Source organism: Tolumonas lignilytica, from assembly GCF_000527035.1.
GTDB lineage: Bacteria > Pseudomonadota > Gammaproteobacteria > Enterobacterales > Aeromonadaceae > Tolumonas > Tolumonas lignilytica.
In genome coordinates this window covers 1,354,576-1,377,114 of sequence record NZ_AZUK01000001.1, presented here as the reverse complement: position 1 = coordinate 1,377,114, position 22,539 = coordinate 1,354,576, and the positions used below count along the sequence as shown (strand labels likewise).

General features: G+C 48.3%; 18 protein-coding genes. 11 read left to right on the top strand and 7 right to left on the bottom strand.

Annotated elements, in window-relative coordinates:
• The first annotated feature begins 69 nt into the window (after positions 1–69).
• Positions 70–741 (top strand): EAL domain-containing protein, encoded by a 672-nt coding sequence (locus H027_RS0106500; protein WP_024871678.1) that lies wholly within the window; start codon positions 70–72, stop codon positions 739–741.
• A 68-nt stretch (positions 742–809) separates the two neighbouring features.
• On the opposite strand, the gene tcdA is transcribed toward H027_RS0106500, so the two are convergent.
• Positions 810–1,589: a tRNA cyclic N6-threonylcarbamoyladenosine(37) synthase TcdA gene (tcdA, locus tag H027_RS0106495; RefSeq protein ID WP_024871677.1), complete on the bottom strand. Its 780-nt coding sequence runs from the start codon at positions 1,587–1,589 to the stop codon at positions 810–812.
• 204 nt (positions 1,590–1,793) lie between these two features.
• Between tcdA and H027_RS0106490 the strand changes: the two genes are divergently transcribed.
• Genes H027_RS0106490 through H027_RS0106475 form a run of 4 tightly spaced genes read left to right on the top strand, consistent with a single transcriptional unit; the run spans position 1,794 to position 5,651 of the window.
• Positions 1,794–2,567, top strand: a complete 774-nt coding sequence (locus H027_RS0106490) for a glycosyltransferase family 2 protein (RefSeq protein WP_024871676.1) — start codon at positions 1,794–1,796, stop codon at positions 2,565–2,567.
• The gene (locus H027_RS0106485) at positions 2,557–2,898 is read left to right on the top strand and encodes a lipid-A-disaccharide synthase N-terminal domain-containing protein (RefSeq protein ID WP_024871675.1); all 342 of its coding nucleotides are present in this window, start codon (positions 2,557–2,559) and stop codon (positions 2,896–2,898) included. The genes H027_RS0106490 and H027_RS0106485 overlap by 11 nt, the downstream gene beginning before the upstream one ends.
• 27 nt (positions 2,899–2,925) lie before the next feature.
• The gene (locus tag H027_RS0106480) at positions 2,926–4,641 is read left to right on the top strand and encodes an ArnT family glycosyltransferase (protein WP_024871674.1); all 1,716 of its coding nucleotides are present in this window, start codon (positions 2,926–2,928) and stop codon (positions 4,639–4,641) included.
• Positions 4,642–4,643: 2 nt separating this feature from the next.
• Entirely contained in the window at positions 4,644–5,651 is a 1,008-nt protein-coding gene (locus H027_RS0106475; RefSeq protein ID WP_024871673.1) for an NAD-dependent epimerase, read from the top strand.
• On the opposite strand, the gene H027_RS0106470 is transcribed toward H027_RS0106475, so the two are convergent.
• Genes H027_RS0106470 through H027_RS0106460 form a run of 3 tightly spaced genes read right to left on the bottom strand, consistent with a single transcriptional unit; the run spans position 5,639 to position 9,166 of the window.
• The gene (locus H027_RS0106470; protein ID WP_024871672.1) at positions 5,639–6,232 is read right to left on the bottom strand and encodes a PqiC family protein; all 594 of its coding nucleotides are present in this window, start codon (positions 6,230–6,232) and stop codon (positions 5,639–5,641) included. The two genes, H027_RS0106475 and H027_RS0106470, sit on opposite strands and share 13 nt — an antisense overlap.
• Entirely contained in the window at positions 6,229–7,866 is a 1,638-nt protein-coding gene (pqiB, locus tag H027_RS0106465) for an intermembrane transport protein PqiB (protein WP_051448961.1), read from the bottom strand. The genes H027_RS0106470 and pqiB overlap by 4 nt, the downstream gene beginning before the upstream one ends.
• On the bottom strand, positions 7,856–9,166 hold the full coding sequence (locus H027_RS0106460; protein ID WP_081741398.1) for a PqiA/YebS family transporter subunit: 1,311 nt from the start codon (positions 9,164–9,166) through the stop codon (positions 7,856–7,858). Before H027_RS0106460 ends, pqiB begins: the two co-directional genes overlap by 11 nt.
• 194 nt (positions 9,167–9,360) lie before the next feature.
• Between H027_RS0106460 and H027_RS0106455 the strand changes: the two genes are divergently transcribed.
• Positions 9,361–9,813: a GyrI-like domain-containing protein gene (locus H027_RS0106455; protein WP_024871669.1), complete on the top strand. Its 453-nt coding sequence runs from the start codon at positions 9,361–9,363 to the stop codon at positions 9,811–9,813.
• A gap of 62 nt (positions 9,814–9,875) precedes the next feature.
• Here H027_RS0106455 and ilvC read toward each other — a convergent pair whose 3' ends face one another.
• On the bottom strand, positions 9,876–11,360 hold the full coding sequence (ilvC, locus tag H027_RS0106450; RefSeq protein ID WP_024871668.1) for a ketol-acid reductoisomerase: 1,485 nt from the start codon (positions 11,358–11,360) through the stop codon (positions 9,876–9,878).
• Positions 11,361–11,511: 151 nt separating this feature from the next.
• Here ilvC and ilvY point away from each other — a divergent pair, with 151 nt between their 5' ends.
• Together ilvY and pgi are read left to right on the top strand one after the other, a co-directional pair.
• Complete coding sequence (gene ilvY / locus H027_RS0106445) at positions 11,512–12,390, top strand: HTH-type transcriptional activator IlvY (RefSeq protein ID WP_024871667.1); 879 nt, start codon at positions 11,512–11,514, stop codon at positions 12,388–12,390.
• A gap of 145 nt (positions 12,391–12,535) precedes the next feature.
• Positions 12,536–14,185: a glucose-6-phosphate isomerase gene (gene pgi, locus H027_RS0106440; protein WP_024871666.1), complete on the top strand. Its 1,650-nt coding sequence runs from the start codon at positions 12,536–12,538 to the stop codon at positions 14,183–14,185.
• 83 nt (positions 14,186–14,268) lie between these two features.
• Here pgi and H027_RS0106435 read toward each other — a convergent pair whose 3' ends face one another.
• Positions 14,269–15,918 carry a GGDEF domain-containing protein gene (locus H027_RS0106435; RefSeq protein ID WP_024871665.1) on the bottom strand — a complete coding sequence of 550 codons (1,650 nt, stop codon included), beginning with the start codon at positions 15,916–15,918 and terminating at the stop codon, positions 14,269–14,271.
• Between the two features lie 478 nt (positions 15,919–16,396).
• On the opposite strand from H027_RS0106435, the gene H027_RS0106425 reads away from it, so the two are divergent.
• The 3 genes from H027_RS0106425 to H027_RS0106415 all read left to right on the top strand — a co-directional run bounded on the left by H027_RS0106425 (position 16,397) and on the right by H027_RS0106415 (position 20,191).
• Positions 16,397–18,313: a PTS mannitol transporter subunit IICBA gene (locus H027_RS0106425; protein ID WP_024871664.1), complete on the top strand. Its 1,917-nt coding sequence runs from the start codon at positions 16,397–16,399 to the stop codon at positions 18,311–18,313.
• Positions 18,314–18,374: 61 nt separating this feature from the next.
• Entirely contained in the window at positions 18,375–19,526 is a 1,152-nt protein-coding gene (locus tag H027_RS0106420) for a mannitol-1-phosphate 5-dehydrogenase (protein ID WP_024871663.1), read from the top strand.
• Between the two features lie 128 nt (positions 19,527–19,654).
• Positions 19,655–20,191, top strand: coding sequence for an MltR family transcriptional regulator (locus tag H027_RS0106415; RefSeq protein ID WP_152536697.1), 537 nt, complete (start codon positions 19,655–19,657; stop codon positions 20,189–20,191).
• Between the two features lie 599 nt (positions 20,192–20,790).
• Here the strand turns inward: H027_RS0106415 and H027_RS0106410 are convergent.
• Positions 20,791–22,536: a PTS fructose-like transporter subunit IIB gene (locus H027_RS0106410; RefSeq protein WP_024871661.1), complete on the bottom strand. Its 1,746-nt coding sequence runs from the start codon at positions 22,534–22,536 to the stop codon at positions 20,791–20,793.
• Between the last annotated feature and the right edge of the window lie 3 nt (positions 22,537–22,539).

The window sequence follows — 22,539 nt, the reverse complement described above, 5'->3', positions numbered from 1 at the left end:
TAGAGCACATTAATCGAAATTTCGATTAGTTTAGAATGGTTATCAGAGAATTCGAGGTGGAGGAATCTCATGCTAGACGGATTACCTGCCGTACTGAATAAAGCATCGTTGCGGTTTGTGGCTCAGCCAATCTTTCGCCAGAAAGGCGAATTATATGGTCACGAAATGATGTTGTTGCATAAGCAGCACAAAGATCCGGCGATGTTTATGAAGATCGTAAACCATATGGGTTTACGGCAGAACCTTGATCTCGAAGTTTGTCGTATGGCAGAGCCCGTACTGCGAACTCATCATCTGACTGGCTGCTGTTGTATTAATCTGTTTGCCGATTCATTGCAGGAAGAGGAAGTCATTGAGGCACTCTTGCTGTTGGCCGATCCAAGTGCAAACCGTTGGGTCATGGTTAATGTGATGCAATTAGACTCAAACAATAAGCAGTCCAATCTGTCTGAAATTATTGCTGATTTACGGCAGTGCGGCGTGCGTTTTTGTTTTGACGTGAAATTACTGATGCAGATCACGGCAATGTCTTTACCTGTCGATATGTTGCGCATGGATATCCGTCAAGTGCCGGAAGATCAATGGGCGCGTTGGATTTCTTTTGCCGAAAGTAATTGTGTTCCTATGTTGGCGGCGGGTGTTGACGATGAAATACATCGCGAAACGTTATGCCAGTTAGGGATCGATTTTCTGCAGGGCAAGCTATTTGCAGATATGGTGTTATTGAATCAGACGGCTTAACCGTCTGAATCTATTTCTTTTTGAATTTAGAAAAACCACAAAGGCCAACAGAATACCTTTGTGGTTTTTTATTTTCCGCTTAATTTTTGCAGCACGTAAGAGACGGCGACAAATCCGAAAGTGGCGGTTACAACGGTAGTAGCGCCAAATCCGGAAGCACAATCCATCTTCATATTGCCGTCACTGCTGGCTTTAGCGCTGCATGTCCCGCCGGCGCCATCCGGATAAGTTAACTGCTCGGTAGAATAGACGCAGGGAATGCCAAATTTCTTTTTGGGATCCCGGGGAAAGTTGAATTTGCGTCGTAGCTCAGCGCGGACTTTAGCGGCGAGAGGATCTTGAGTGGTTTTTGCCAGATCGATGATGGCGATCTGAGTGGGATCTTTTTGTCCGCCAGCACCGCCGGTAGTGATTAGCGGAATTTTCTGGCGCTTACAGTAAGCCAGCAAAGAAACTTTGGCTTTAAGGCTGTCGATGGCATCAACGACAAAATCGAAATGGGTGTCGAGATGTCCTGTGAGATTTTCTTCGGTAATAAAGTCATCCACGATATTGATCTGACATTCCGGATTAATTAAGCGGATACGTTCAGCCATGACTTCGGTTTTCAGCTTGCCGACGTTACCTTGCAACGCATGCACTTGACGATTAGTGTTGGTGACACATACGTCATCCATATCGATCAGCGTCAGTTGACCAATACCGGAGCGTGCGAGTGCCTCTGCTGCCCATGAACCGACACCGCCAATGCCAATGACACAGACATGACTTTGCTGAAAACGCAGTAATGCGGCTTCACCATATAAACGAGCTATGCCACCAAAGCGCTGAAAATAATCTGATTGCATAAAAAATATAAATACCAAGATGAGATTTTAAGGATTATATCAGCTTTGCTGATTAAGCTGTTTCTCCAGAATAGGGGCTATTTGTGCTTTTTGTTACACATCAACCTGCATCGGCTATTTAGTCATAGCGCCGGATCAGGCAAAATAACAGCTAATTTGGCCCTTGTGTCGCTAGGGCATTATCGGAAGTATCAGGAATAAAACATGACCTGTGAGCACGCTGAAGCGTTTTTACACCAACCAGCAGTTACCGTTGTTATCCCCGCAAAGAATGAGTCAGAAAATATACGCCCATTAATCAGTGAAATCAGAACTGCAATGGATGGCGCTTTTGATTATGAATTGATTTATGTCGATGACGGCAGTACCGACGATACGTTTGCGGTTTTGAAGGCCATTCGCGATGAAGGTTTTAATAAACTGAAAGTGATCCGTCATCAACAATCGGTGGGGCAGAGTTTCTCCGTACTGAATGGTGCCAGACATGGCAAGGGCGAATGGCTGGTGGTATTGGATGCGGATGGACAAAATGATCCGGCAGACATTCCCGGTATGTTAACGGCATTGCAGACCGCATATGTGAAAGATCCGAAAAAAGTGGGGATCATTGGGCATCGTGTGACTCGCCGTGATGACTGGGTAAAGCGACTGTCATCCAAATTAGCCAATGGATTTAGAGACTGGATGCTGAAAGATGGCATTCCTGACACCGGCTGTGGTTTAAAAGCTACACGTCGTGATTGGTATGTTCAGTTACCTGCATTTAACCATATGCACCGTTACGTTCCGGCTCTGATTCAGAGTCTGGGTGGCGAAATGATGATCCATCCGGTTAATCATCGCCCTCGCATGGCGGGTGTCTCCAATTATGGTGTATGGAACCGTCTGTGGGTTGGGCTGGTCGATGTATTTGGTGTTCGCTGGTTACAGCATCGCGCGAAACGAATTGTGATTCAGGAGATCCTGAATGGCGATTGAATGGTTGGATCTGCCCATTACTTGGCTGGAGTGGACTGGTATTCATGTGACGGGGTGGAAAATTATCGGTTACACCGGTGCCCTGATGTTTGGCGGTCGTTGGCTAGTGCAGTTTTGGGCATCGAAACGTGCCGGCAAACCTGTGATCCCACGACTTTTCTGGTATATGAGCGTCGGTGGCAGCCTGATGACACTGGGCTATTTCCTCTTTTCGGCCAAGCAGGATTCCGTGGGGGTATTGCAGAATATCTTTCCGGCGTTTACTGCCTTGTATAGTCTTCGACTGGACATTAAGCACCGCGGGTGGCGCCGTGACAGGGCTCCGCATTAATTGCCGGGTCTCATTTCTGGAACCGTTATGATAACTGATCGTCAAGTATTGCAGGGCTGGCAAAGTGACCGGCTCAATTTATTGTTTCTTCTGGGGCTGGGATTGCTGATTCTGGGCGCAGGAATTGGGCTGCGCGATCCATGGCCAGCGGATGAACCCCGCTTTGCGCTGGTGGCCAAACAGATGTTGGAGTCTGGTCAGTGGTTGTTTCCATTTCGTGGCGGTGAAATATATCCCGATAAACCGCCGATGTTTATGTGGGGCATTGCATTAGGGTATTTGATTACGGGGTCATTGCGGGTCGCGTTTCTCTTACCGTCCTTACTGTCCGGCTTGGGTTGTATTGTTCTGGTCTATGATATTGCTCGTCGTATGTGGGATCGCTCAACAGCTTTCCGTGCCGGGTTGTTCCTCTTGTTTACTGCTCAATTCACTGTTCAGGCTAAACAAGCGCAAATCGATGAACTGGTTACTTTTTTCATTACCTTGGGTGCGTATGGTTTCCTGAGATTTTTACTCGCAGGCGGCGGTTGGCGTTGGTATTACCTCGGGTGGTTTGCTGCTGGATTGGGGATCATCACCAAGGGTGTGGGAATTGTGGCAGCGTTGATGCTGTTGCCTGCACTCTGGACGCACCGGACTCAAATCCGACAGGCCACCAAGGCGCAGTGGTTGAAGGGATGTCTGGGGCCATTAGTGATGCTGCTGGCTTGTTCGTTGTGGCTGGTGCCGATGTTGCTGGCGGTACAACATCATCCTATCCCTGAGTTTTTAGCCTATCGAAATAACATTCTGTTCCGACAAACGGTAACCCGCTATGCAAATGCTTGGCATCATATTCAGCCATTCTGGTTTTATCTGGTTAATGTGATCCCTTCATTTTGGTTACCCTGGTCATTGCTGTTGCCGTGGATGGTCTGGCAAGGTCAGCGTGATGTCCGTAACGGGCAGCGTCCAGTGATCCTCTTGGTCGGATATTTATTACTGATCTTGCTGTTCTTTTCCGCATCAGCAGGCAAACGCGGTGTTTATATTACACCGGCGACACCAGCACTTGCTTTGCTGGTGGCCTATTGGTTGCCCGAACAACTGAACCGCCGCTGGCCAGCCCGCTTACTGGCTGGATTGGGCTGGTTGTTAAGTGGTTTGTTTGTACTGGCAGGTATTGTTTTACTGCTGAAACCCGCGATCTTGGCAAAACTGGGTGAGATGGAATCCCCGGTTCTGCTCGGGTTTTCATTGGGGCTGCTGGGATTAGGTGCGAATTGGTTACTTCGCCGGCAACCGCTGACAGCCATATTGGCGACGTTAATCCTGTTGTGGTTACATTATGGTTTTTGGTCATATCCGTTAATGAACAATTTACGGACACCGCAACAAATCATGCAGCAGGTTGGCCAGCGTTTAGCTCCGCAGGATGAGTTGTTGCTGACTAACTTCCGTGAACAGTTTTTACTGTTTGCGAACCGCCCTTTGTATCACTTTTCTTATTTACAGCCTGATGAACCACAGCCGAAAGACGCAGCAGCTTGGCTGCAGAGCTCATCGCATCGCTGGGTTTTGGGGCCGATCAGTAATTTAAATAAATGCTTTGCTGCCGAGAAAGGGGTCAACTTAGGTTTTCGTCATGGCGATAACTGGTATCTGTTCCGGGCGGATGCAGTGCTTCCTGCTTGTCAGTCGGCACAAAGTTCAGGTGCTGAAATATTTTATTATGCACCTAAATTAATAGTAGGAGAGTAAACATGCATTATCTGGTTACTGGCGCCGCAGGTTTTATCGGTTTCCATGTTGCCGAACGTTTACTGGCTGCAGGTCATCAGGTAACCGGTTTGGATAATCTGAATGACTACTATGATGTTAATTTAAAACTCAGTCGTTTATCGTTGTTGAAAGCACATGCTGCTTTCCGTTTTGTGCAGGGTGATCTGGCGGATCGGCACCTGATGGCGCAATTATTCAGTGAAGGACAGTTTCGACGTGTTCTTCATTTTGGCGCACAGGCGGGCGTTCGTTATTCGCTGGAAAATCCTCATGCCTATGCCGATGCCAATTTAGTTGGTTATCTGAATATTCTGGAAGGTTGCCGACAACACAAGATTGAGCATTTGTTATATGCCTCCTCCAGCTCTGTGTATGGACTGAACCGGAAAATTCCGTTTTCCACTGAGGATTCTGTAGACCATCCAGTTTCGCTGTATGCAGCGACGAAAAAAGCCAATGAACTGATGAGTCACAGCTATTCACATCTTTACGGTTTGCCGTGTACGGGGCTGCGTTTCTTCACAGTTTATGGTCCGTGGGGGCGTCCGGATATGGCCTTGTTTAAATTCACCAAGGCGATTCTGGCCGGTCAGCCGATAGATGTGTATAACTTTGGTGAAATGAAACGCGACTTCACTTTCATCGACGACATTACCGAGTCGATCGTGCGTTTAGCGGACGTGATCCCGCAACCTAACCCGGATTGGCGTGTTGAAAGCGGATCATCAGCGGAAAGTTCTGCACCCTACCGTATTTATAACATTGGCAACAGTCAGCCCGTCGAGCTCAAAGCCTTTATTCATGCACTGGAGCAATCGTTAGGGGTTCCGGCAAAAATGAATTTCTTACCGCTGCAGCCGGGTGATGTACTGGAAACCAGTGCCGATACGTCAGCACTGGAAGCCGTGGTCGGTTTCAAGCCGCAAACGCCGTTGGCGCAGGGCTTGGAGCGTTTTGTCAGCTGGTATAGATCGTTCTATTCATGCTGAGTCTGAGCCGCTAATAACGGTTTTAGCTGCGCAGCCAGTTGGTTGATGGTGGTTTGCCAACCGCTGCGCAGTGTCCGGACCAGCACCGGATAACCGTCTGCCCCCAGCGGGTAGAGCTGCTGGAATTGCCCGCTATATTGCTGTGTCGCCGTCGTCAGAGTCCATTCGCCACTGATGACGGCATGTCCGTCCGCTCTGCCGTGAAAACCGCGAACCTTTACCTGCAACTGAGCAATGTGCTGTTCGGAGACCTCTCCATTTTGCCATTGATAGGCCGGTAACTGCTGCCGTAATTCCTGCAGCAGGGCGCGCGTCAGTTGTTTATCTAAGGCTTCGGCCCAACGGTGCTGATTGGCGGTGGTCAGTTGCACATCATCCTGCTGATAAACAATACCGATACTGTTCAGATAGTCGGCCAGTTCAACATCACTGACCGTCACCACTGGCTGATGGTTAGGTGTGACGGTATTGTTCTTTGCATCAGGCAGAGCAATAGCGTAGTAATGCGGACTTGTGTTGTTGCTGCAAGCGGTAACAACACACAACCATAAACCGGTGAGTAATATGCGCAATATCGTCATTTAGCTTTCCTCGGTACAGGATCATTCTGGGTATCAGGCTGGAATAACAGCGCATTTGGTTTTTCGTTCAAGGTTCTGGCCATGGGTTGTACTTCGTGTAAAACCCGGTTCAACGATTGAATTGATCGGTTCAGTTCACCATAGGCCGGAGAATTTGCTGATAACCCCTGCAGGGTTTTCTGTATGTCAGCCAGCGTATTTTTCAGTTCGGCAGGTAATTGCTGAGTGCTCTGTTGCGTCGCTATTTTATCCATGCTGGCACTGACTTTACGTACATTGGCCATCGCCGCCTGAGTTTCTGTCAACATGGTTTGGGCTTTGGTGAGCGTCCCGTTTATATCCAGCTGATTCAATTTATTTAATAATTGGACGACCTGCTGCTCAATACGAGCCAGTCCACCCGGTACGGTAGGAAGCGTGTGGTAGTTGGCCAATTCACCCAGACCATCTGATTTTGGTAAATCAGGATAGAAATTGAGATCCACATACAGCGCGCCAGTCAGTAAATTGCCTGAACGTAATGAGGCACGCAGCCCCTGTTTAACTGCGGCGGTAAATTCATTTTCCCAATTTGGTAATTGATCTTTATCCATGTCTTCACGAATACGGCCCGGTTCGATGCGGATCAACACGGGAATTTTACGAGAATGCGTGGTGAGCAGGTCGTTGCCAGGAACAAAGAAAGGAACAGACAGCACGCTTCCGATCTGAATACCGCGATATTCAACGGGTGCGCCGGGGTTCAGACCGCGCACGGAGTCATCGAACAGTAGGATATAATCGATTCTGTCCTGATAACGGCGGATGGCGCTGCTGTCTTCATCGGCATACAGATTAAAAGTCTTGTTGGTTTTAACCGGTTGTCCCAGCTCCCAGCCGGAGGGAACGCTAAAACTGACACCACCCGACAGAATTGTTTCCAGCGTACCGGTTTTGACTTTGATGCCATCGGTTGCCGCTTGCACTTGAATGCCGCGATTGAGCCAGAAACGGGTATTGGTGGTGACCAACGCATCGTAGGGAGCCTGAATGAACAATTGATAGTTCATCTGGCGTGTATCTGATTTGAACTCTGCCTGCTCGACCCGGCCTACCGTAAAGCCACGATATAATACCGGATCGCCAACCGATAACGCGCTGTCTTGCTCACTGCTCAACTCTATACGCAATCCCGGTGCGTTGGTGGGGGTGACAGGCGGGGTATCCAAGGCGGTGAATTCCAGTTTTCGCTCTTTGCTCTTCCCGGGTTGTAATTCGAGATAAGAGCCGGAGAGTAAGGTATTTAAACCTGAAATACCGCTTTTCCCCACGCGAGGCTTTACCACCCAGAAACGGGTATCATCGCGTAGCAGCGGTTCTGCTTCGACATTCATGCGGGCTGTCACGATGACGTGCTTTAAATCATCACCCAGACGCACGGTTTGTACTTTGCCAATTTCGACACTACGGGTTTTGATCGGGGTTTTGCCCGGCTCAATGCCTTCAGCATTATCCATTTCCAGTGTGATCAATGGCCCTTGATTATGAAGCGTCGTGACGACCATCCATAATCCGATAGTCGCGGCTACAATCGGGATCAGCCAGATCGGCGAAATGCGCTGCAGTTTCTTTATCTTGGCAAAATTACTCGGCACGATTGGTTTCAACCTCTTTTTCTTGTAAATCGGTAGTCGGTGTAATGGGTTCATTGTCCCATAACAATCGAGGATCAAAGCTCATGGCTGACAGCATGGTCAGGATGACAACGCCGGCAAATGCGAGCGCAGCAGAACCTGGGTAAACAGACATGAGTTTACCCATTCGGATCAAGGCGACGAGAATGGCGACCACGAAGACATCAACCATGGACCAGCGTCCGATGAATTCCGTTAAGCGATAAAGCCGGGTTCGACCACGCCGGTGGTGCACTCTCTTGGCATAGACACTCCAGCATAACCAGCCAATGGCGAGCATTTTCACGATGGGCACTAAAATACTGGCGATAAAGATGATCAACGCAACGGGATAAGAGCCCATGTTCCACAATAACACTACCCCGCCCAGAATGGTGGAGTAGGTTTGCTGGCCGAGACTTTCCGTGATCATGATTGGCAGAATATTCGCGGGGATATACAGGATGACGGAGGTAAAAAGTAACGCCAGTGTCCATTGCAGGCTGTTGGGTTTGCGTGCATGCAAAACACTGTGACAGCGAGGACAATGATGTGTTCTAAGCGATACCAAACCATGACAGGCATGGCACAGGGTCAGATTTTGATCAATGGCCCGTCCTGTCGGTGTTGGGGGCGTTCGTAAATGGATGGGACCGCTTTGTTGCCACCAGAGCCAATCGCGATCAATGGCACTGAACGCCTTTAACATCGTCAGCGAAAACAACACATAAGCCCAGAAACTGTAGCCCAGTTCAATGTCGGCCAGCGAAGCAATTTTAATGAGACTGACCAGAACGCCAATCAGAAAGACTTCCACCATACACCAGGGGATCAGTCGGAATAACCAGAGGGTATAACGTTTGCGTAAACGCTTGCCGCGCCAATGACCCAGGCGGGAATAAATCAAACAAATCAGTAATAAACAGGTTGCTGGCAGCACCTGAATGAAGAGATAAACCGTCAGTGCCAATGCCGGGTGTTCTTCTTCCAGCAGGGTGGTGGCCGTCTGGTACAGCGTCATGTCCTGATGGATCCCCTTTACCAGCATGCCAAGAAAGGGAAAAAGGTTGCTGCACAGCAGCATGATCAGCGCAGCAATACTATATACCAGCGGTTGCAGCCGGGCTTCGACCGGCAAGGCTCTGAGTTTATGCTCGCAACGTGGACACATGGCTTGTTCACCGGCTTGCAAAGGCGGGATCACCATTAGCCAGTCACACTCATGACAGGCAGTATATTGGACGGCGGACAGTGTATAAGTGCTGCGACGACGGCGCTTCATCAGGTGCATTATCAAGCAGATGGAATACAGCTTAGTTTAGCCGTATCAGCGCGATGCTGGAATCGTTATTCGGGGAAATTCACAGTAAAGATGAATGGTGGAAATATTCCGATTTGTGAGACCTCGAATGTGTCATTGCTCGGATGGAAAACTATACTCGCTTGTGGACAAAAAAATCAGCACAGGAGCACAAGATGGATGTCACCATAATTCAGCGCGCGGCCCAACAAATCGCATATATTCGGATGGTTGGTCCCTATGCCGAAGTTATCGGCCCTGGTTTTGAACGACTGATGGCCTGGAGTAATCGCCGACAGCTGCAAGGGGAGTGGCTGGCGTTGTATTGGGATAATCCCGACCTTACGCCCCCCACCGAACTGAAAACGGATGTCGCACTAACCGTGCCGGAAGGAACTGAGGTTGAGGGCGACGTGCATTTGCAGATCATTCCGGCGGGTGAATTTGCCGTACGGCGTTGTCGTGTGGAACAGGATGATTTTGAGACACCCTGGCGTGGATTTTTTACGGATCTTGCCCAAAGTGATTATCAGTTTGGAGAGGGGGCTTGTTTCGAGCGTTATTTCAATAATGGCAAAGTGGATGGTTATTGGGACATCGAAATGGCGATTCCGGTAATTCGGAAATAGTGCGTTGAAAATAAAAAGCCCGTCGTCAAGACGGGCTTCGTATATCAGCGTATCAAGAGGGCTTAGCCGCCAACAGCGATACGTTTCATGTCTTTCATGTAACCGCGCAGTGTTTTACCAACCTGCTCGATTGGGTGATTGCGAATGGCTTCGTTCACCTGAACCAGCACCACGTTATCAACACCGTTGTCTTTCACTGACAGACCTTTACCGATCACATCAGTACCCACTTTAGGCATGATGTGTTCTTTCAGTAATGGTACTGCCGCGTTTGCGAACAGGTAGTTACCGTATTCAGCAGTGTCAGAGATAACCACGTTCATCTCGTACAGACGTTTACGCGCGATGGTGTTCGCGATCAGTGGCAGTTCGTGCAGTGATTCGTAGTAAGCTGATTCAGCAATGATGCCTGATTCAGTCATGGTTTCGAATGCCAATTCAACGCCTGCTTTCACCATCGCAACCATCAGGATGCCGTTGTCGAAGTATTCTTGTTCAGCGATCACGCCATCGAATGCTGGTGCGTTTTCGAATGCAGAAGCACCTGTTTCTTCACGCCATCTGAACAGGTCAGCGTCGTTGTTTGCCCAGTCAGCCATCATGCCAGTTGAGAATGCGCCGCTGATGATATCGTCTTGGTGTTTACGGAACAGCGCACGCATCAGCACTTTCATTTCCTCAGCCAGTTCAAACGCACGCAGTTTTGCTGGGTTTGACAGACGATCCATCATGGCAGTGATACCGCCTTGTTTCAGCGCTTCAGTCACAGTTTCCCAACCGAATTGCAGCAGTTTGCCTGCGTAACCCGCGTCGATGCCATCAGCAACCATTTTTTCGTAGCACAGGATAGAACCTGCCTGCAGCATGCCACACAGAATTGTCTGTTCACCCATCAGGTCAGATTTCACTTCTGCAACGAAAGAGGACTCCAGAACGCCTGCACGATGACCACCGGTAGCAGCAGCCCAAGCTTTCGCGATCGCCTGACCTTCACCTTTTGGATCGTTTTCTGGGTGAACCGCGATCAGTGTTGGCACACCGAAACCACGTTTGTATTCTTCACGAACTTCAGTACCTGGGCATTTTGGTGCAACCATCACCACAGTCAGATCTTTACGAACCTGAGTGCCTTCTTCAACGATGTTGAAGCCGTGAGAGTAACCCAGTGCAGCGCCTTCTTTCATCAGAGGCATTACAGCTTTAACAACGCTGGTATGTTGTTTGTCTGGAGTCAGGTTCACCACCAGATCCGCAGATGGGATCAGCTCTTCATAAGTACCCACTTTGAAGCCATTCTCAGAAGCTTGTTTGAATGATTTACGTTTTTCAGCAATTGCTTCAGCACGCAGAGCGTAAGAAACATCCAAACCAGAATCGCGCATGTTCAGACCTTGGTTCAGGCCTTGAGCACCACAACCAACGATAACGACTTTTTTACCTTTCAGGAAATCACAACCGCTTGCGAATTCGTCGCGCGCCATGAAACGGCATTTGCCTAATTGTTCTAACTGCTGGCGCAGATTCAGGGTGTTGAAGTAGTTAGCCATTGAGAATAGCTCCATCTATAAATTAATTTGCTGTGTGTTATCTGATAACGGTCAGAGTCCGAAAACAGCATTACTATAAACGAGGTATTACATTGCTGGAAATGATATATTCGGAACGAAATATTGCGTTTTTTGCAACGTGAGGTGGTTGATGGATTTCCGAACCTTGTCTTTATTTACTCATCTGGCGCGCACGCTGCATTTCGCAAATACAGCCAACCAGATGGCGGTCAGCCCCTCGACCTTAAGCCGGACGATGCAACGACTGGAGCAGGAAACAGGCTGCGCCTTATTTGAACGAGATAATCGCAGTGTTGTACTTACGGCAGAAGGTAAACGTTTATTAACCTCCGCCGAACGGTGGCTACAGGAATGGCACGAACTCCGTGATGATTTACGCCATCCGCGAGAAGCCTTACAGGGGCGGATCCGCGTATTCTGCTCGGTGACGGCCAGTTATTTCCTATTGCCAGAGGTACTCGGACGGTTTCGTCATCGCTATCCACAATTGGAACTTAAACTGGAAACCGGTGATGCTGCGCTGGCGGTGGATAAGGTATTGCAAGAAGAAACGGATATTGCGATTGCCGCCCGTCCGGATGCGCTACCTGCACGCTTGCAGTATTGTTTGTTGCAGCAGGTGCCGCTGGTCTTTATTGCGCCGCGCACCAGCACCAATGTAAACCAGTGGCTGAAAGAAGGAGAGCCCGATTGGTCACAAGTGCCTTTAATTGTTTCGCAACAAGGATTGGCGCGTAAGCGTTGCGACCAATGGTTTCGCAACAAAGGTTTAAGCCCGAACATCTATGCGGAGGTGGCGGGTAATGAAGCCATTGTCAGCATGGTGACGCTCGATTGTGGCATCGGTCTGGTGCCGGAGGCGGTGATTGAACACAGCACCTTGGGGTCACAGGTGAGGGTGATCCAGCCAGTTCCGGCGCTGAAACCCTTTGAGGTGGGATTTTGTGTTCTCAAACGACGACTTGAAGAGCCGCTGATTCAGGCTTTCTGGCAAATGGTACAGCAATAGTCAGCACCTGCAGCAAATTCACTCAAAAAGGTGTAAACTGCGAACGAAATCATCGGCACTGTACATGCGTTTGTGGGGGCTCTATGAGGCGTATGTGCAGACAACAAAAAAAGTTTATTAACCGACTCTCAGGAAAAGTAACACGATGAAAAACATCAATCCAACCCAGACCAAAGCGTGGAAAGCGCTGGAAGCCCATTTTGCTGCGAATAAAGATCGTAAGCTGAGTGACTTGTTTGCAGCTGATCCAGCGCGTTTTGACAAGTTTTCCACCACGTTTAAAGACAATGTCCTGGTGGACTACTCCAAAAACCTGATCACAGAAGAAACACTGGATCTGTTGATCGATCTGGCCCACGAAGTGGATCTGCGTGCTGGTATTGATGCCATGTTCAATGGCGAGAAAATTAACCAGACAGAAGGTCGTGCCGTTCTGCATACCGCACTGCGTAACCGTTCTAACCGTCCAGTGATGGTCGATGGTAAAGACGTCATGCCTGAGGTCAATGCGGTGCTGGCTAAAATCAAAACCTTCTGCGCCAGCGTGATTTCTGGTGAGTGGAAAGGTTATACCGGTAAAGCAATCCAGCACGTAGTTAACATCGGTATCGGTGGTTCTGACCTGGGTCCGGTGATGATCACCGAAGCGCTGCGTCCATTCAAAAACCATCTGGAAATGCACTTTGTTTCCAACGTCGACGGTACGCACATCGCCGAAACACTGAAGAAAGTAGATCCAGAAACCACATTGTTCCTGGTGGCCTCCAAAACCTTCACCACGCAGGAAACCATGACCAATGCCCTGTCTGCTCGTGACTGGTTCCTGAAACATGCTGGCGATCAGGCGCACGTAGCGAAACATTTCGCCGCGCTGTCTACCAATGGCAAAGCAGTTGCCGAGTTTGGTATTGATACAGCCAACATGTTCGAATTCTGGGACTGGGTAGGCGGTCGTTACTCTTCATGGTCTGCCATCGGCATGCCTATCGCACTGTCGCTGGGCTTTGAGAAATTTGAAGAACTGCTGGAAGGTGCGTTTGAAATGGATACCCATTTCGCGACCACCACGTTCGAACAGAACATCCCTGTACTACTGGCGCTGATTGGTCTGTGGTACAACAACTTCTACGAAGCTGAGTCAGAAGCTATTCTGCCATATGACCAGTACATGCATCGTTTTGCTGCTTACTTCCAGCAAGGCAACATGGAATCAAATGGTAAATATGTTGATCGTAATGGTCAGGCTGTTGATTACCAGACTGGCCCGATTATTTGGGGTGAGCCAGGTACTAACGGTCAGCATGCGTTTTATCAGTTGATCCATCAGGGAACTAAACTGATCCCTTGCGATTTCCTGGCACCGGCTATCAGCCACAATCCTATCGGTGATCACCATCCAAAACTGCTGGCGAACTTCTTCGCTCAGACTGAAGCGTTGGCGTTTGGTAAGTCTAAAGAGGTGGTGGAAGCTGAATTCCTGGCGGCTGGTAAAACGCTGGAACAGGTTAAAGATCTGGTGCCATTCAAGGTATTTGAAGGTAACCGTCCAACCAACTCAATTCTGTTCAAACAGATGACGCCAAAAACACTGGGTGCTCTGATCGCCATGTACGAACACAAGATTTTCGTACAGGGCGTGATTTGGAACATTTTCAGCTTTGACCAATGGGGTGTTGAGCTGGGCAAACAATTGGCGAACAAGATCCTGCCGGAACTGGGTAGTGATGCTGCTGTTACCAGCCATGACAGCTCTACCAATGGCCTGATCAACACATGGAAGGCGTGGAAGGCGTAAAACGCTCTTTCCACTAATGAGTAAAAATCAAAGCCTCTGCAAGCAGAGGCTTTTTTTTGCCTATATCAATTTTTTTGCCTATATCAATCAGGGCAATCAGTCACAAGGGTGAGTTTTCCGCTGGCATTGAAAAGCTCAACCTTATTTCTGCCACTATTTTTGGCTTTATACAACGCATGGTCGGCTCTGCCCAACGAGGCTTCAGCGTTCAAGTCATTTTCGGTTACACAGGAAATACCAAAACTCGCGGTAATACCAAGCGGGTTTTGTACCTCAGGCAATTGAAAAGGACGTTCAGCAATAATTCTCTGCAGATGTTCTGTTCTTTTTTTGGCTTCCAGCGGATAAGTTTCAGGCATCAGAATGGCAAATTCTTCGCCGCCGATACGAGCCAAGAAATCGGTCTGGCGGATGTGATCACGTAAACGCCAGGCAAATTCATTCAGCACATGATCACCGGCGGGATGCCCATAACTGTCATTGATCCGCTTAAACCAGTCGATATCGACCATCACAACGCTGAATGGATGGTGATAGCGTAAGAAGCGCTGAAACTCCTGTTGGAGGTATTGATCGAAAACACGTCGGTTAGCCAACCCGGTGAGTGGGTCTGTTTCCGATAAATGACGCAGTTGCTCTTCCGCCGCCTGACGGGCTTCGATTTCACGCGTCAGGCGGCGATTAATGCGATAGACCCAAGTTGCGATGGCTGCCAGCAGCAGTGCAATGATCGAAGCCAGAGTAGCTATACGAAAATAACGTACTAAAACAGGCTGATAGTCTTCGGCGTTATAAATAAACGGGCTCAGCATTTTGTCATCAATCAGACGGTTATGTTCTGTCATTACTTCAGCGATACGCAACCAGCGTCCAGGATTCATGTGTCCGATTTCAATGATGTCCGGTTGCATGAGACTCCACATCGCCTTGGCTTCAAAGCGCAGATGTTCTCGGGTTTTCTGTGGGGCATATTTTCGCATGATGAGATCGATGATCTCTTCTGGATGGGCCATGGCATAACGCCAACCGTCCATACTGGCTTTTCGGAATGCCGCGACTCTTTCCGGATGTTTTCGCAGTTCACTCTGGGAAGTGAACAGCACATCACCATAGAAATCAATGCCGTAGGTACGAGGATCAATTAAACGATAGGGGATCCCTTTTTGTTCCAACAAAAAAGGTTCATTGGTGACATAGCCATCATAGGCGTCGACTTTGCCATCGATCAGTGGTTGCAGATCAAAGCCTGTCTGAACCAGATTCAGTTTTTGCGGTGAAATGCCTTCAGCCCGGAAAGGCTCCAACAGTTCGAGGCTTTCGCTCAGGGGAAAAACCGTCATCAGGCGTTTTTTCACCATATCGTGGATGGTTCTTATCCCTGATTTTTCCAACACAATCCAGGTGACGGCGGAATGCTGTAAGGTTGCGGCCAGAACCACCACTGGTTTCCCATTCAGATAATCCAACACCAGTCCGGAGTTGGAAATACCATACTGAGCATTGCCACTGACAACGGCATCGACGGGAGATACGAAAGACCCGTTATATCCATTGGGACGCAGCACTACGTCCAGTCCAGCGGCTTTATAATAGCCCTTTTCCAAAGCCGCATAATAACCGGCAAACTGGAACTGATTGACCCATTTCAACTGCACGACGACGCGTTCTGCTGCCACTGTTGGGTGGATAAACACGAATGCGAACAACAATGCTATCCATCGAAGACCCACCATCTGATGCTCCTTGCTGAATGAGATGGAGAACATCTTAAAAATAGAAAAAGCATGCCTGATCTTTTTTCTAAGAAGTTAGATATTTGTAACAGATAACGGCAAGAGAGAACAAAAATAAAGGGGGAAAAATATAAATGCTCGACAATAAAGAATCATTTGAATACTTTTGTTTATTATGTGATGAATGTCACCATTTCCAAATTGGTGTTTGCGAGATGGTTGGTGATCTTGGTCACATAAATGGGGCGGTTTTCAGTTGAACGAGCAGATATCCATCAGCCATCGGGGTGTTTTGTGTGATGCTGGTCACATGCATATCGAGCTTATGGGTGACAAACATTGACCCTGTTCACAAAAATCCCCGTTCTCAAACCGATTTCTTGGGAAAGTGGTAGATTTATTAGTGAGACAACAAATCACGGATCGGCAAATCCGTTACCACAATCCATCATTAATCAGGCATCGAACGGGGTGTTTTATGCTATCACCAGATACTAAGGTCAAGATACAAAATTTTGGCCGTTTTCTCTCCAACATGGTTATGCCCAATATTGGCGCATTTATCGCGTGGGGGTTTATTACGGCGTTATTTATTCCAACTGGCTGGCTGCCGAATGCAACGTTAGCCAAACTTGTTGGTCCAATGATTACTTATCTGCTGCCTCTGCTGATCGGTTATACCGGCGGTAAATTGGTTGGTGGTGAGCGTGGTGCAGTCGTAGGTGCTGTGACCACGATGGGTGTTATCGTTGGTACTGATATTCCCATGTTCATGGGAGCCATGATGGCTGGTCCGTTAGGTGGCTGGGCTATCAAACACTTTGACCGTGCTATCGACGGTAAAGTGAAGAGCGGCTTTGAAATGCTGGTCAACAACTTCTCTGCCGGTATTATCGGTATGACGTTGGCTATCGTTGCTTTCTATCTGATTGGCCCATTTGTAAAAGGGTTATCAACCGTTCTGGCGGCCGGTGTTGGTTTCTTGGTTGCACACAGTCTGTTACCACTGACTTCTATCTTTGTTGAACCAGCGAAAATTCTGTTCCTGAACAACGCAATCAACCACGGCATTTTCTCGCCTCTGGGTATTCAGCAAGCCGCTGCTCACGGCAAGTCAATCTTTTTCCTGATTGAAGCAAACCCAGGTCCTGGCTTCGGTATTCTGCTGGCATACATGATGTTTGGTCGTGGTAATGCGAAACAATCTGCTGCCGGTGCTTCTATCATTCACTTCTTGGGCGGTATCCATGAGATCTACTTCCCATACGTGCTGATGAACCCACGTCTGATTCTGGCTGTTATCGCTGGTGGTATGACTGGTGTATTCACTCTGACCGTATTTGGTGCTGGTCTGGTATCTCCTGCATCACCAGGTTCTATCTTCGCTGTGCTGCTGATGACACCAAAAGATTCTATCTTCGGTGTGTTGTGCTCTGTCGCTGCAGCCACCACAGTATCTTTCCTGGTAGCGTCTGTATTCGTTCGTGCTCAGGGTGTTAACTCTAAAGATGAACTGGATGAAGCTACTCGTAAAATGAAACATATGAAGCAGGGTCATGCTCACGCTTCAACTGCTGCAAATGATGATGGTCATTCTCCCCTGACTGCAAAACACATTGTTGTTGCTTGTGATGCTGGTATGGGTTCAAGTGCAATGGGTGCCAGCATGCTGCGCAAAAAAGTGGAGAAAGCAGGTCTGCCTATCACTGTGGTTAACCAAGCTATCAACAACCTGGACGAAAAAGCTGACATCGTGATCACACATCGCGACCTGACAGATCGTGCAAAACGTCATGCACCTAATGCACAGCATATTTCGCTGAACAACTTCTTGGATAATCAGCTGTATGACAATCTGGTTGCTCGTTTACAGGAGGCTGGCGAAGGCCGCCGCCCAAAGGCGGTAACCGCTAACGATGACGTTTATCGTGGCGATAACCTGAGTCCAGCGCTGTTTACCTTAGGTAAAGAACATATCTGCCTGGGTTTGAAAGCAAGCAACAAGGAAGATGCAATTCGTAAAGCAGGTGAAATGCTGGTAGCCAATGGCTGTGTTGAACCTGAGTACATTGATGCCATGTTAGCGCGTGAAAAATTGGTATCGACTTATCTGGGAGAGTCTATTGCGGTTCCTCATGGCACGATAGAGTCAAAAGATAAAGTGAAAAAAACCGGTATCGTGATCTGCCAATACCCAGCGGGTGTGCAGTTTGGTCCGGATAAAGATGATGTAGCCCGTTTGGTGATTGGTATTGCAGCGCGTAATGACGAACATCTGCAAGTTATCAATAATCTGACCCGCACTCTGGATGATCCATCGCTGATCGAACGTCTGGCAACCACTACGGATATTAAATTCGTACTGGAACTGCTCAGCGGCCAACGCGCAGCGTAACAACAGCAAGGAAGGCCAGACATACTGGCCTTCTTTCCTCGGATCGACGGAGTATTAAAATATGAAAGCATTACATTTTGGCGCTGGAAATATAGGTCGCGGTTTCATTGGTAAATTGTTGGCAGAATCAGATGCAGAGGTAACCTTTGCTGATGCCAACACGCAATTGGTTGATCAGCTCAACCATTCTCAGGAATATCATGTGCGGGTAGTGGGTGATACCCAACATACTGATGTGATCCGTCATATTGCTGCGGTACAAGCAAACAGCGATGATGTCATCAATCAGATCATCAAGGCAGATATTATTACGACTGCGGTTGGCCCTCAGGTATTGGCGAAAATTGCAGCGACCATTGCGAAAGGTCTGCAGTTACGGTTTGAACAGGGCAATCATGCCCCTGTGAACATCATTGCCTGTGAGAATATGGTACGTGGCACCAGTCAGCTAAAACAGGCGGTGTTGGAAGTACTGCCGGCACAATATCATGCATTATTGGAAGAACGCGTCGGGTTTGTTGACTCGGCTGTCGATCGCATCGTGCCGCCAGCCGCCGCTAACGATGAAGATCCGTTAGCTGTCACCGTAGAGAGTTTCAGCGAGTGGATTGTCGATAAAAATCAGTTCAGGGGTGACATTCCGCCGGTAGAGGGAATGGAACTGACCGACAATCTACTCGCTTATGTAGAGCGAAAATTGTTTACATTGAATACAGGTCATATTGTGACTGCGTATTTAGGTAAACTGGCTGGTTACAAAACCATTCGGGAAGCCATTGCAGACGAGGCGATTCAGAACACGGTTCGTCAGGCCATGCAGCAAAGTGGTGAAGTGCTGGTTAAACGATATGGTTTCGATCGTCAGTTGCATCACGCTTATATTGAAAAGATCCTGACCCGTTTTGCTAACCCGTATCTGGTCGATGAAATCGATCGTGTGGGTCGCCAGCCATTACGTAAGTTGGGTGCTGAAGATCGATTGATCAAGCCATTGCTGGGCACGCTGGAATACGGTTTGCCGAATGATGCGTTGCTGAAAGGGATAGCCGCAGCATTGCGTTATCAAAATGCAGATGACCCTCAGGCGGTGGAATTGCAGGGCTGGATTATGCAAGATGGCGTGAAGGCGGCGTTGTTACGCGCAACGGGTTTAAATGCCGACGAACCTTGTGTGGCAGCCATTGTCGCTGAGTATGAACGTTTAGCTCCTTGATGTAATAAAGAGAGAGGCATGTCCTCTCTCTTCGCTTTTTTAGTTTTGAATAAACAACAAATTTATAACAATAAAGATAAAAAGGGCAACGGATCAGATTTCTGGATTTCCACATAAGATTATAAAGTATGAATAAAGTAAAAATATTAACACATCAGGAAGACGCGGTTTTTGAGCGTCTGGCCGAGCCGGAAAACCCTCGAGGTTTTTTTATTGAAGTGGTCGATATGCTGGAAGATGCGGTCGATCAATTGATGCGGCGTGCATTCCGTCAGGAAGAGTATGCGGTGAAATATGCCATTGAACCGCTGTTAAATGGCAAAGGCCCACTGGCAGACTTGCATATCCGATTAAAACTGATTTTTGCATTGGGCTTGATCTCTTACGAAGTTTCACAAGATATCGAACGTTTTATCCGTCTGCGTGATTTTCTGGTCGCAGATATTCATGATCACCGTTTCGGGGAATCTTGTGTTACGGAACAGCTCAATCGTCTGCATAGCTTACAAAACATCAGCATGATGCAGATTGATGAACCGAGTGACAGTACGGATGCGATGTTATATCAACTTCAGTTAAACCGGCGAGATCAGGTTATTCGGTCGGCATTATTGCTGGCGGTTTCCAGTGTGTTATCTGAGCTGAATAAGGACAGTCCGATCTGAAAGGGTAACCGCCGTCGTTATTCACTGGCGGGGATTGTTGAAAAGTCAAAATGTTTAGGTTTGTTCAAAAAGCGAACAAAAGGTAAAGCATCAACACGTAAAGCATGAGGCTGCTATAACCATCTTCGTGCCGGTTATAGCAGACAACACCATATCCTTTCTAATTTCTTTTTCTATTTAATGACACGACCAGACAAAACCACCGGGATCAAATTATTCAGTTGGGGTTATTGCTGGTGGTTCCCAATGTACATGTGGATAGCTCGACATTTTCATTCATTCTCAGGCGAACTGAATGAACTGTATGCTAGTACCACTTTCTGATAAATAAATGCCGGGCAGGATTTTATTTAAATAGGGATAAAAAAAGAGGACCGATCTCTCGATTGATCCTCTCTTGATACTTGCTGATTTAAGGTGAAAGCTCAGCAAACCATTACGACATTAACGACAAAACACAGTATGCACTGTGTTCGATGTTTTTCCTTGTCCCCAGTTTCTTTCACCTGTTACTCAGAAAGCAAAAAGCCCCGGCTTATTCAGCCGGGGAGGGGGGCACACAAAAATGGAGGGAGCTATTTCCATTTGTGATGAAACAATTAAGCAGTTTGTACTTCCTGAGATGGTTTGATGGTTGCGTACATCAGACCAGTCAGCGCAGAACCTGCAGCGATAGCAACGATGTACATCAGGGCGTTGCTGATTGCACCAGGAATCAACAGTACGAACAGACCACCGTGAGGTGCCATCAGACCACAACCGAACAGCATTGACAGCGCGCCAGCCAGTGCACCACCCGCCATGGTTGAAGGAATAACACGCATTGGGTCACGAGCAGCGAATGGGATTGCACCTTCAGAGATGAAGCACAGACCCAGAACGAAAGATGCTTTACCGGCTTCATGTTCTGCATCAGTAAATTTATTGCGGGCCACGAAAGTTGCGATACCCATACCGATAGCAGGCACCATACCAGCAGCCATAACAGCAGCCATTGGCAGGCTAGGAACGTTAGGGTTGGAAGCCAGCAGACCAGTACCGAATACATACGCTACTTTGTTAACTGGACCACCTAAGTCGAAGCACATCATGCAGCCCAGAATAATACCGAGCAGGATTGCGTTAGCGCCAGACATGCCAGACAGGAAGCTGGTCAGGCCTTTCATGATAGAGGCAATTGGAGTACCAACGATGTAGATCATAACCAGACCGGTGAACAAGCTCGCCAGCAATGGGATGATCAGGATTGGTTTCAGTGCTTCCATGGTTTGTGGCAGTTTAACTTTGTCCGCAACAAATTTGGCGCTGTAACCTGCGATGAAACCAGCTGCGATACCACCGAGGAAACCAGAACCAATAGAGCTTGCCAGCATACCGCCGATCAAACCTGGTGCCAGACCAGGACGGTCAGCGATAGAGTAAGCGATGAAACCAGCCATTACTGGAACCATCAGTGCAAACGCAGATGCACCACCGATTTGCATCAGGGCTGCAGCCATGGTGCCTTGTTCTTTAAATGCAGTGATACCGAACACGAATGACAGTGCGATACACAGACCACCGGCAACCACGATTGGCAGCATGTGAGAAACACCGGTCATCAGGTGTTTATACACGCCTGGCAGCTCTGCCTTGCCAGTTTTAGCCGCTGCACCTGAAGAAGAAGCTTGATATACAGTTGCTGAGGCAAACGCGTTATCAACTTCCTGAGCCGTTTTCTTCAGTGCTGCACCAGTACTGGTTTTGTACAGTTTTTTACCTGCGAAACGAGACAGATCCAGTTCGATATCAGCAGCGATGATAACTACATCTGCCTGCGCGATTTCGTCAGCGGTCAGTGCATTTTTAGCACCAACTGAGCCGCGAGTTTCGACTTTGATCCAGTAACCACGTTTTTTTGCCTCTTCTTCCAGTGCTTCGGCAGCCATAAAGGTATGGGCAACCCCTGTTGGACAGGCGGTTATAGCAACGATACGTTTGCTCATGGGGGACACCTTGGTTTTCTCTTGGGTTTGCTGAGAAGCAACCGCTTCAGCGGACGTCACTGTCGCTGCCGCGGCTGCCGTTTGTAAGAAAGCTTTTGCGTCGGGGATCGCTTCCATTACATCGGCTTGGTAAACGCGTTTGCCGGTGAAACGGGCGATATCAATATTGTTGCCTGCAACAACAACTAAATCTGCTGTGCTGATTTCATCCACAGTCAGCAGTTTTGCTGGTTCCAGCGTGTTATGGCATTCAACGATAGCATTCCAACCCAGGGAGGCAGCCGCTTTTTCCAGAAGACCTGCGGCGATAACACTGTTGGCAATGCCACTTGGACAAGTGGTGACAATCAAAATATTCATAGT

What these genes read in the sequence shown, in the direction of transcription:
- H027_RS0106470 (WP_024871672.1), bottom strand. Translation starts at nt 6,232, where the DNA reads ATGACGATATTGCGCATATTACTCACCGGTTTATGGTTGTGTGTTGTT.
- H027_RS0106480 (WP_024871674.1), top strand. Translation starts at nt 2,926, where the DNA reads ATGATAACTGATCGTCAAGTATTGCAGGGCTGGCAAAGTGACCGGCTC.
- H027_RS0106455 (WP_024871669.1), top strand. Translation starts at nt 9,361, where the DNA reads ATGGATGTCACCATAATTCAGCGCGCGGCCCAACAAATCGCATATATT.
- ilvC (WP_024871668.1), bottom strand. Translation starts at nt 11,360, where the DNA reads ATGGCTAACTACTTCAACACCCTGAATCTGCGCCAGCAGTTAGAACAA.
- H027_RS0106460 (WP_081741398.1), bottom strand. Translation starts at nt 9,166, where the DNA reads ATGAAGCGCCGTCGTCGCAGCACTTATACACTGTCCGCCGTCCAATAT.
- ilvY (WP_024871667.1), top strand. Translation starts at nt 11,512, where the DNA reads ATGGATTTCCGAACCTTGTCTTTATTTACTCATCTGGCGCGCACGCTG.
- H027_RS0106475 (WP_024871673.1), top strand. Translation starts at nt 4,644, where the DNA reads ATGCATTATCTGGTTACTGGCGCCGCAGGTTTTATCGGTTTCCATGTT.
- tcdA (WP_024871677.1), bottom strand. Translation starts at nt 1,589, where the DNA reads ATGCAATCAGATTATTTTCAGCGCTTTGGTGGCATAGCTCGTTTATAT.
- H027_RS0106435 (WP_024871665.1), bottom strand. Translation starts at nt 15,918, where the DNA reads ATGGTGGGTCTTCGATGGATAGCATTGTTGTTCGCATTCGTGTTTATC.
- H027_RS0106415 (WP_152536697.1), top strand. Translation starts at nt 19,655, where the DNA reads ATGAATAAAGTAAAAATATTAACACATCAGGAAGACGCGGTTTTTGAG.
- H027_RS0106490 (WP_024871676.1), top strand. Translation starts at nt 1,794, where the DNA reads ATGACCTGTGAGCACGCTGAAGCGTTTTTACACCAACCAGCAGTTACC.
- pgi (WP_024871666.1), top strand. Translation starts at nt 12,536, where the DNA reads ATGAAAAACATCAATCCAACCCAGACCAAAGCGTGGAAAGCGCTGGAA.
- H027_RS0106420 (WP_024871663.1), top strand. Translation starts at nt 18,375, where the DNA reads ATGAAAGCATTACATTTTGGCGCTGGAAATATAGGTCGCGGTTTCATT.
- H027_RS0106410 (WP_024871661.1), bottom strand. Translation starts at nt 22,536, where the DNA reads ATGAATATTTTGATTGTCACCACTTGTCCAAGTGGCATTGCCAACAGT.
- H027_RS0106425 (WP_024871664.1), top strand. Translation starts at nt 16,397, where the DNA reads ATGCTATCACCAGATACTAAGGTCAAGATACAAAATTTTGGCCGTTTT.
- H027_RS0106500 (WP_024871678.1), top strand. Translation starts at nt 70, where the DNA reads ATGCTAGACGGATTACCTGCCGTACTGAATAAAGCATCGTTGCGGTTT.
- H027_RS0106485 (WP_024871675.1), top strand. Translation starts at nt 2,557, where the DNA reads ATGGCGATTGAATGGTTGGATCTGCCCATTACTTGGCTGGAGTGGACT.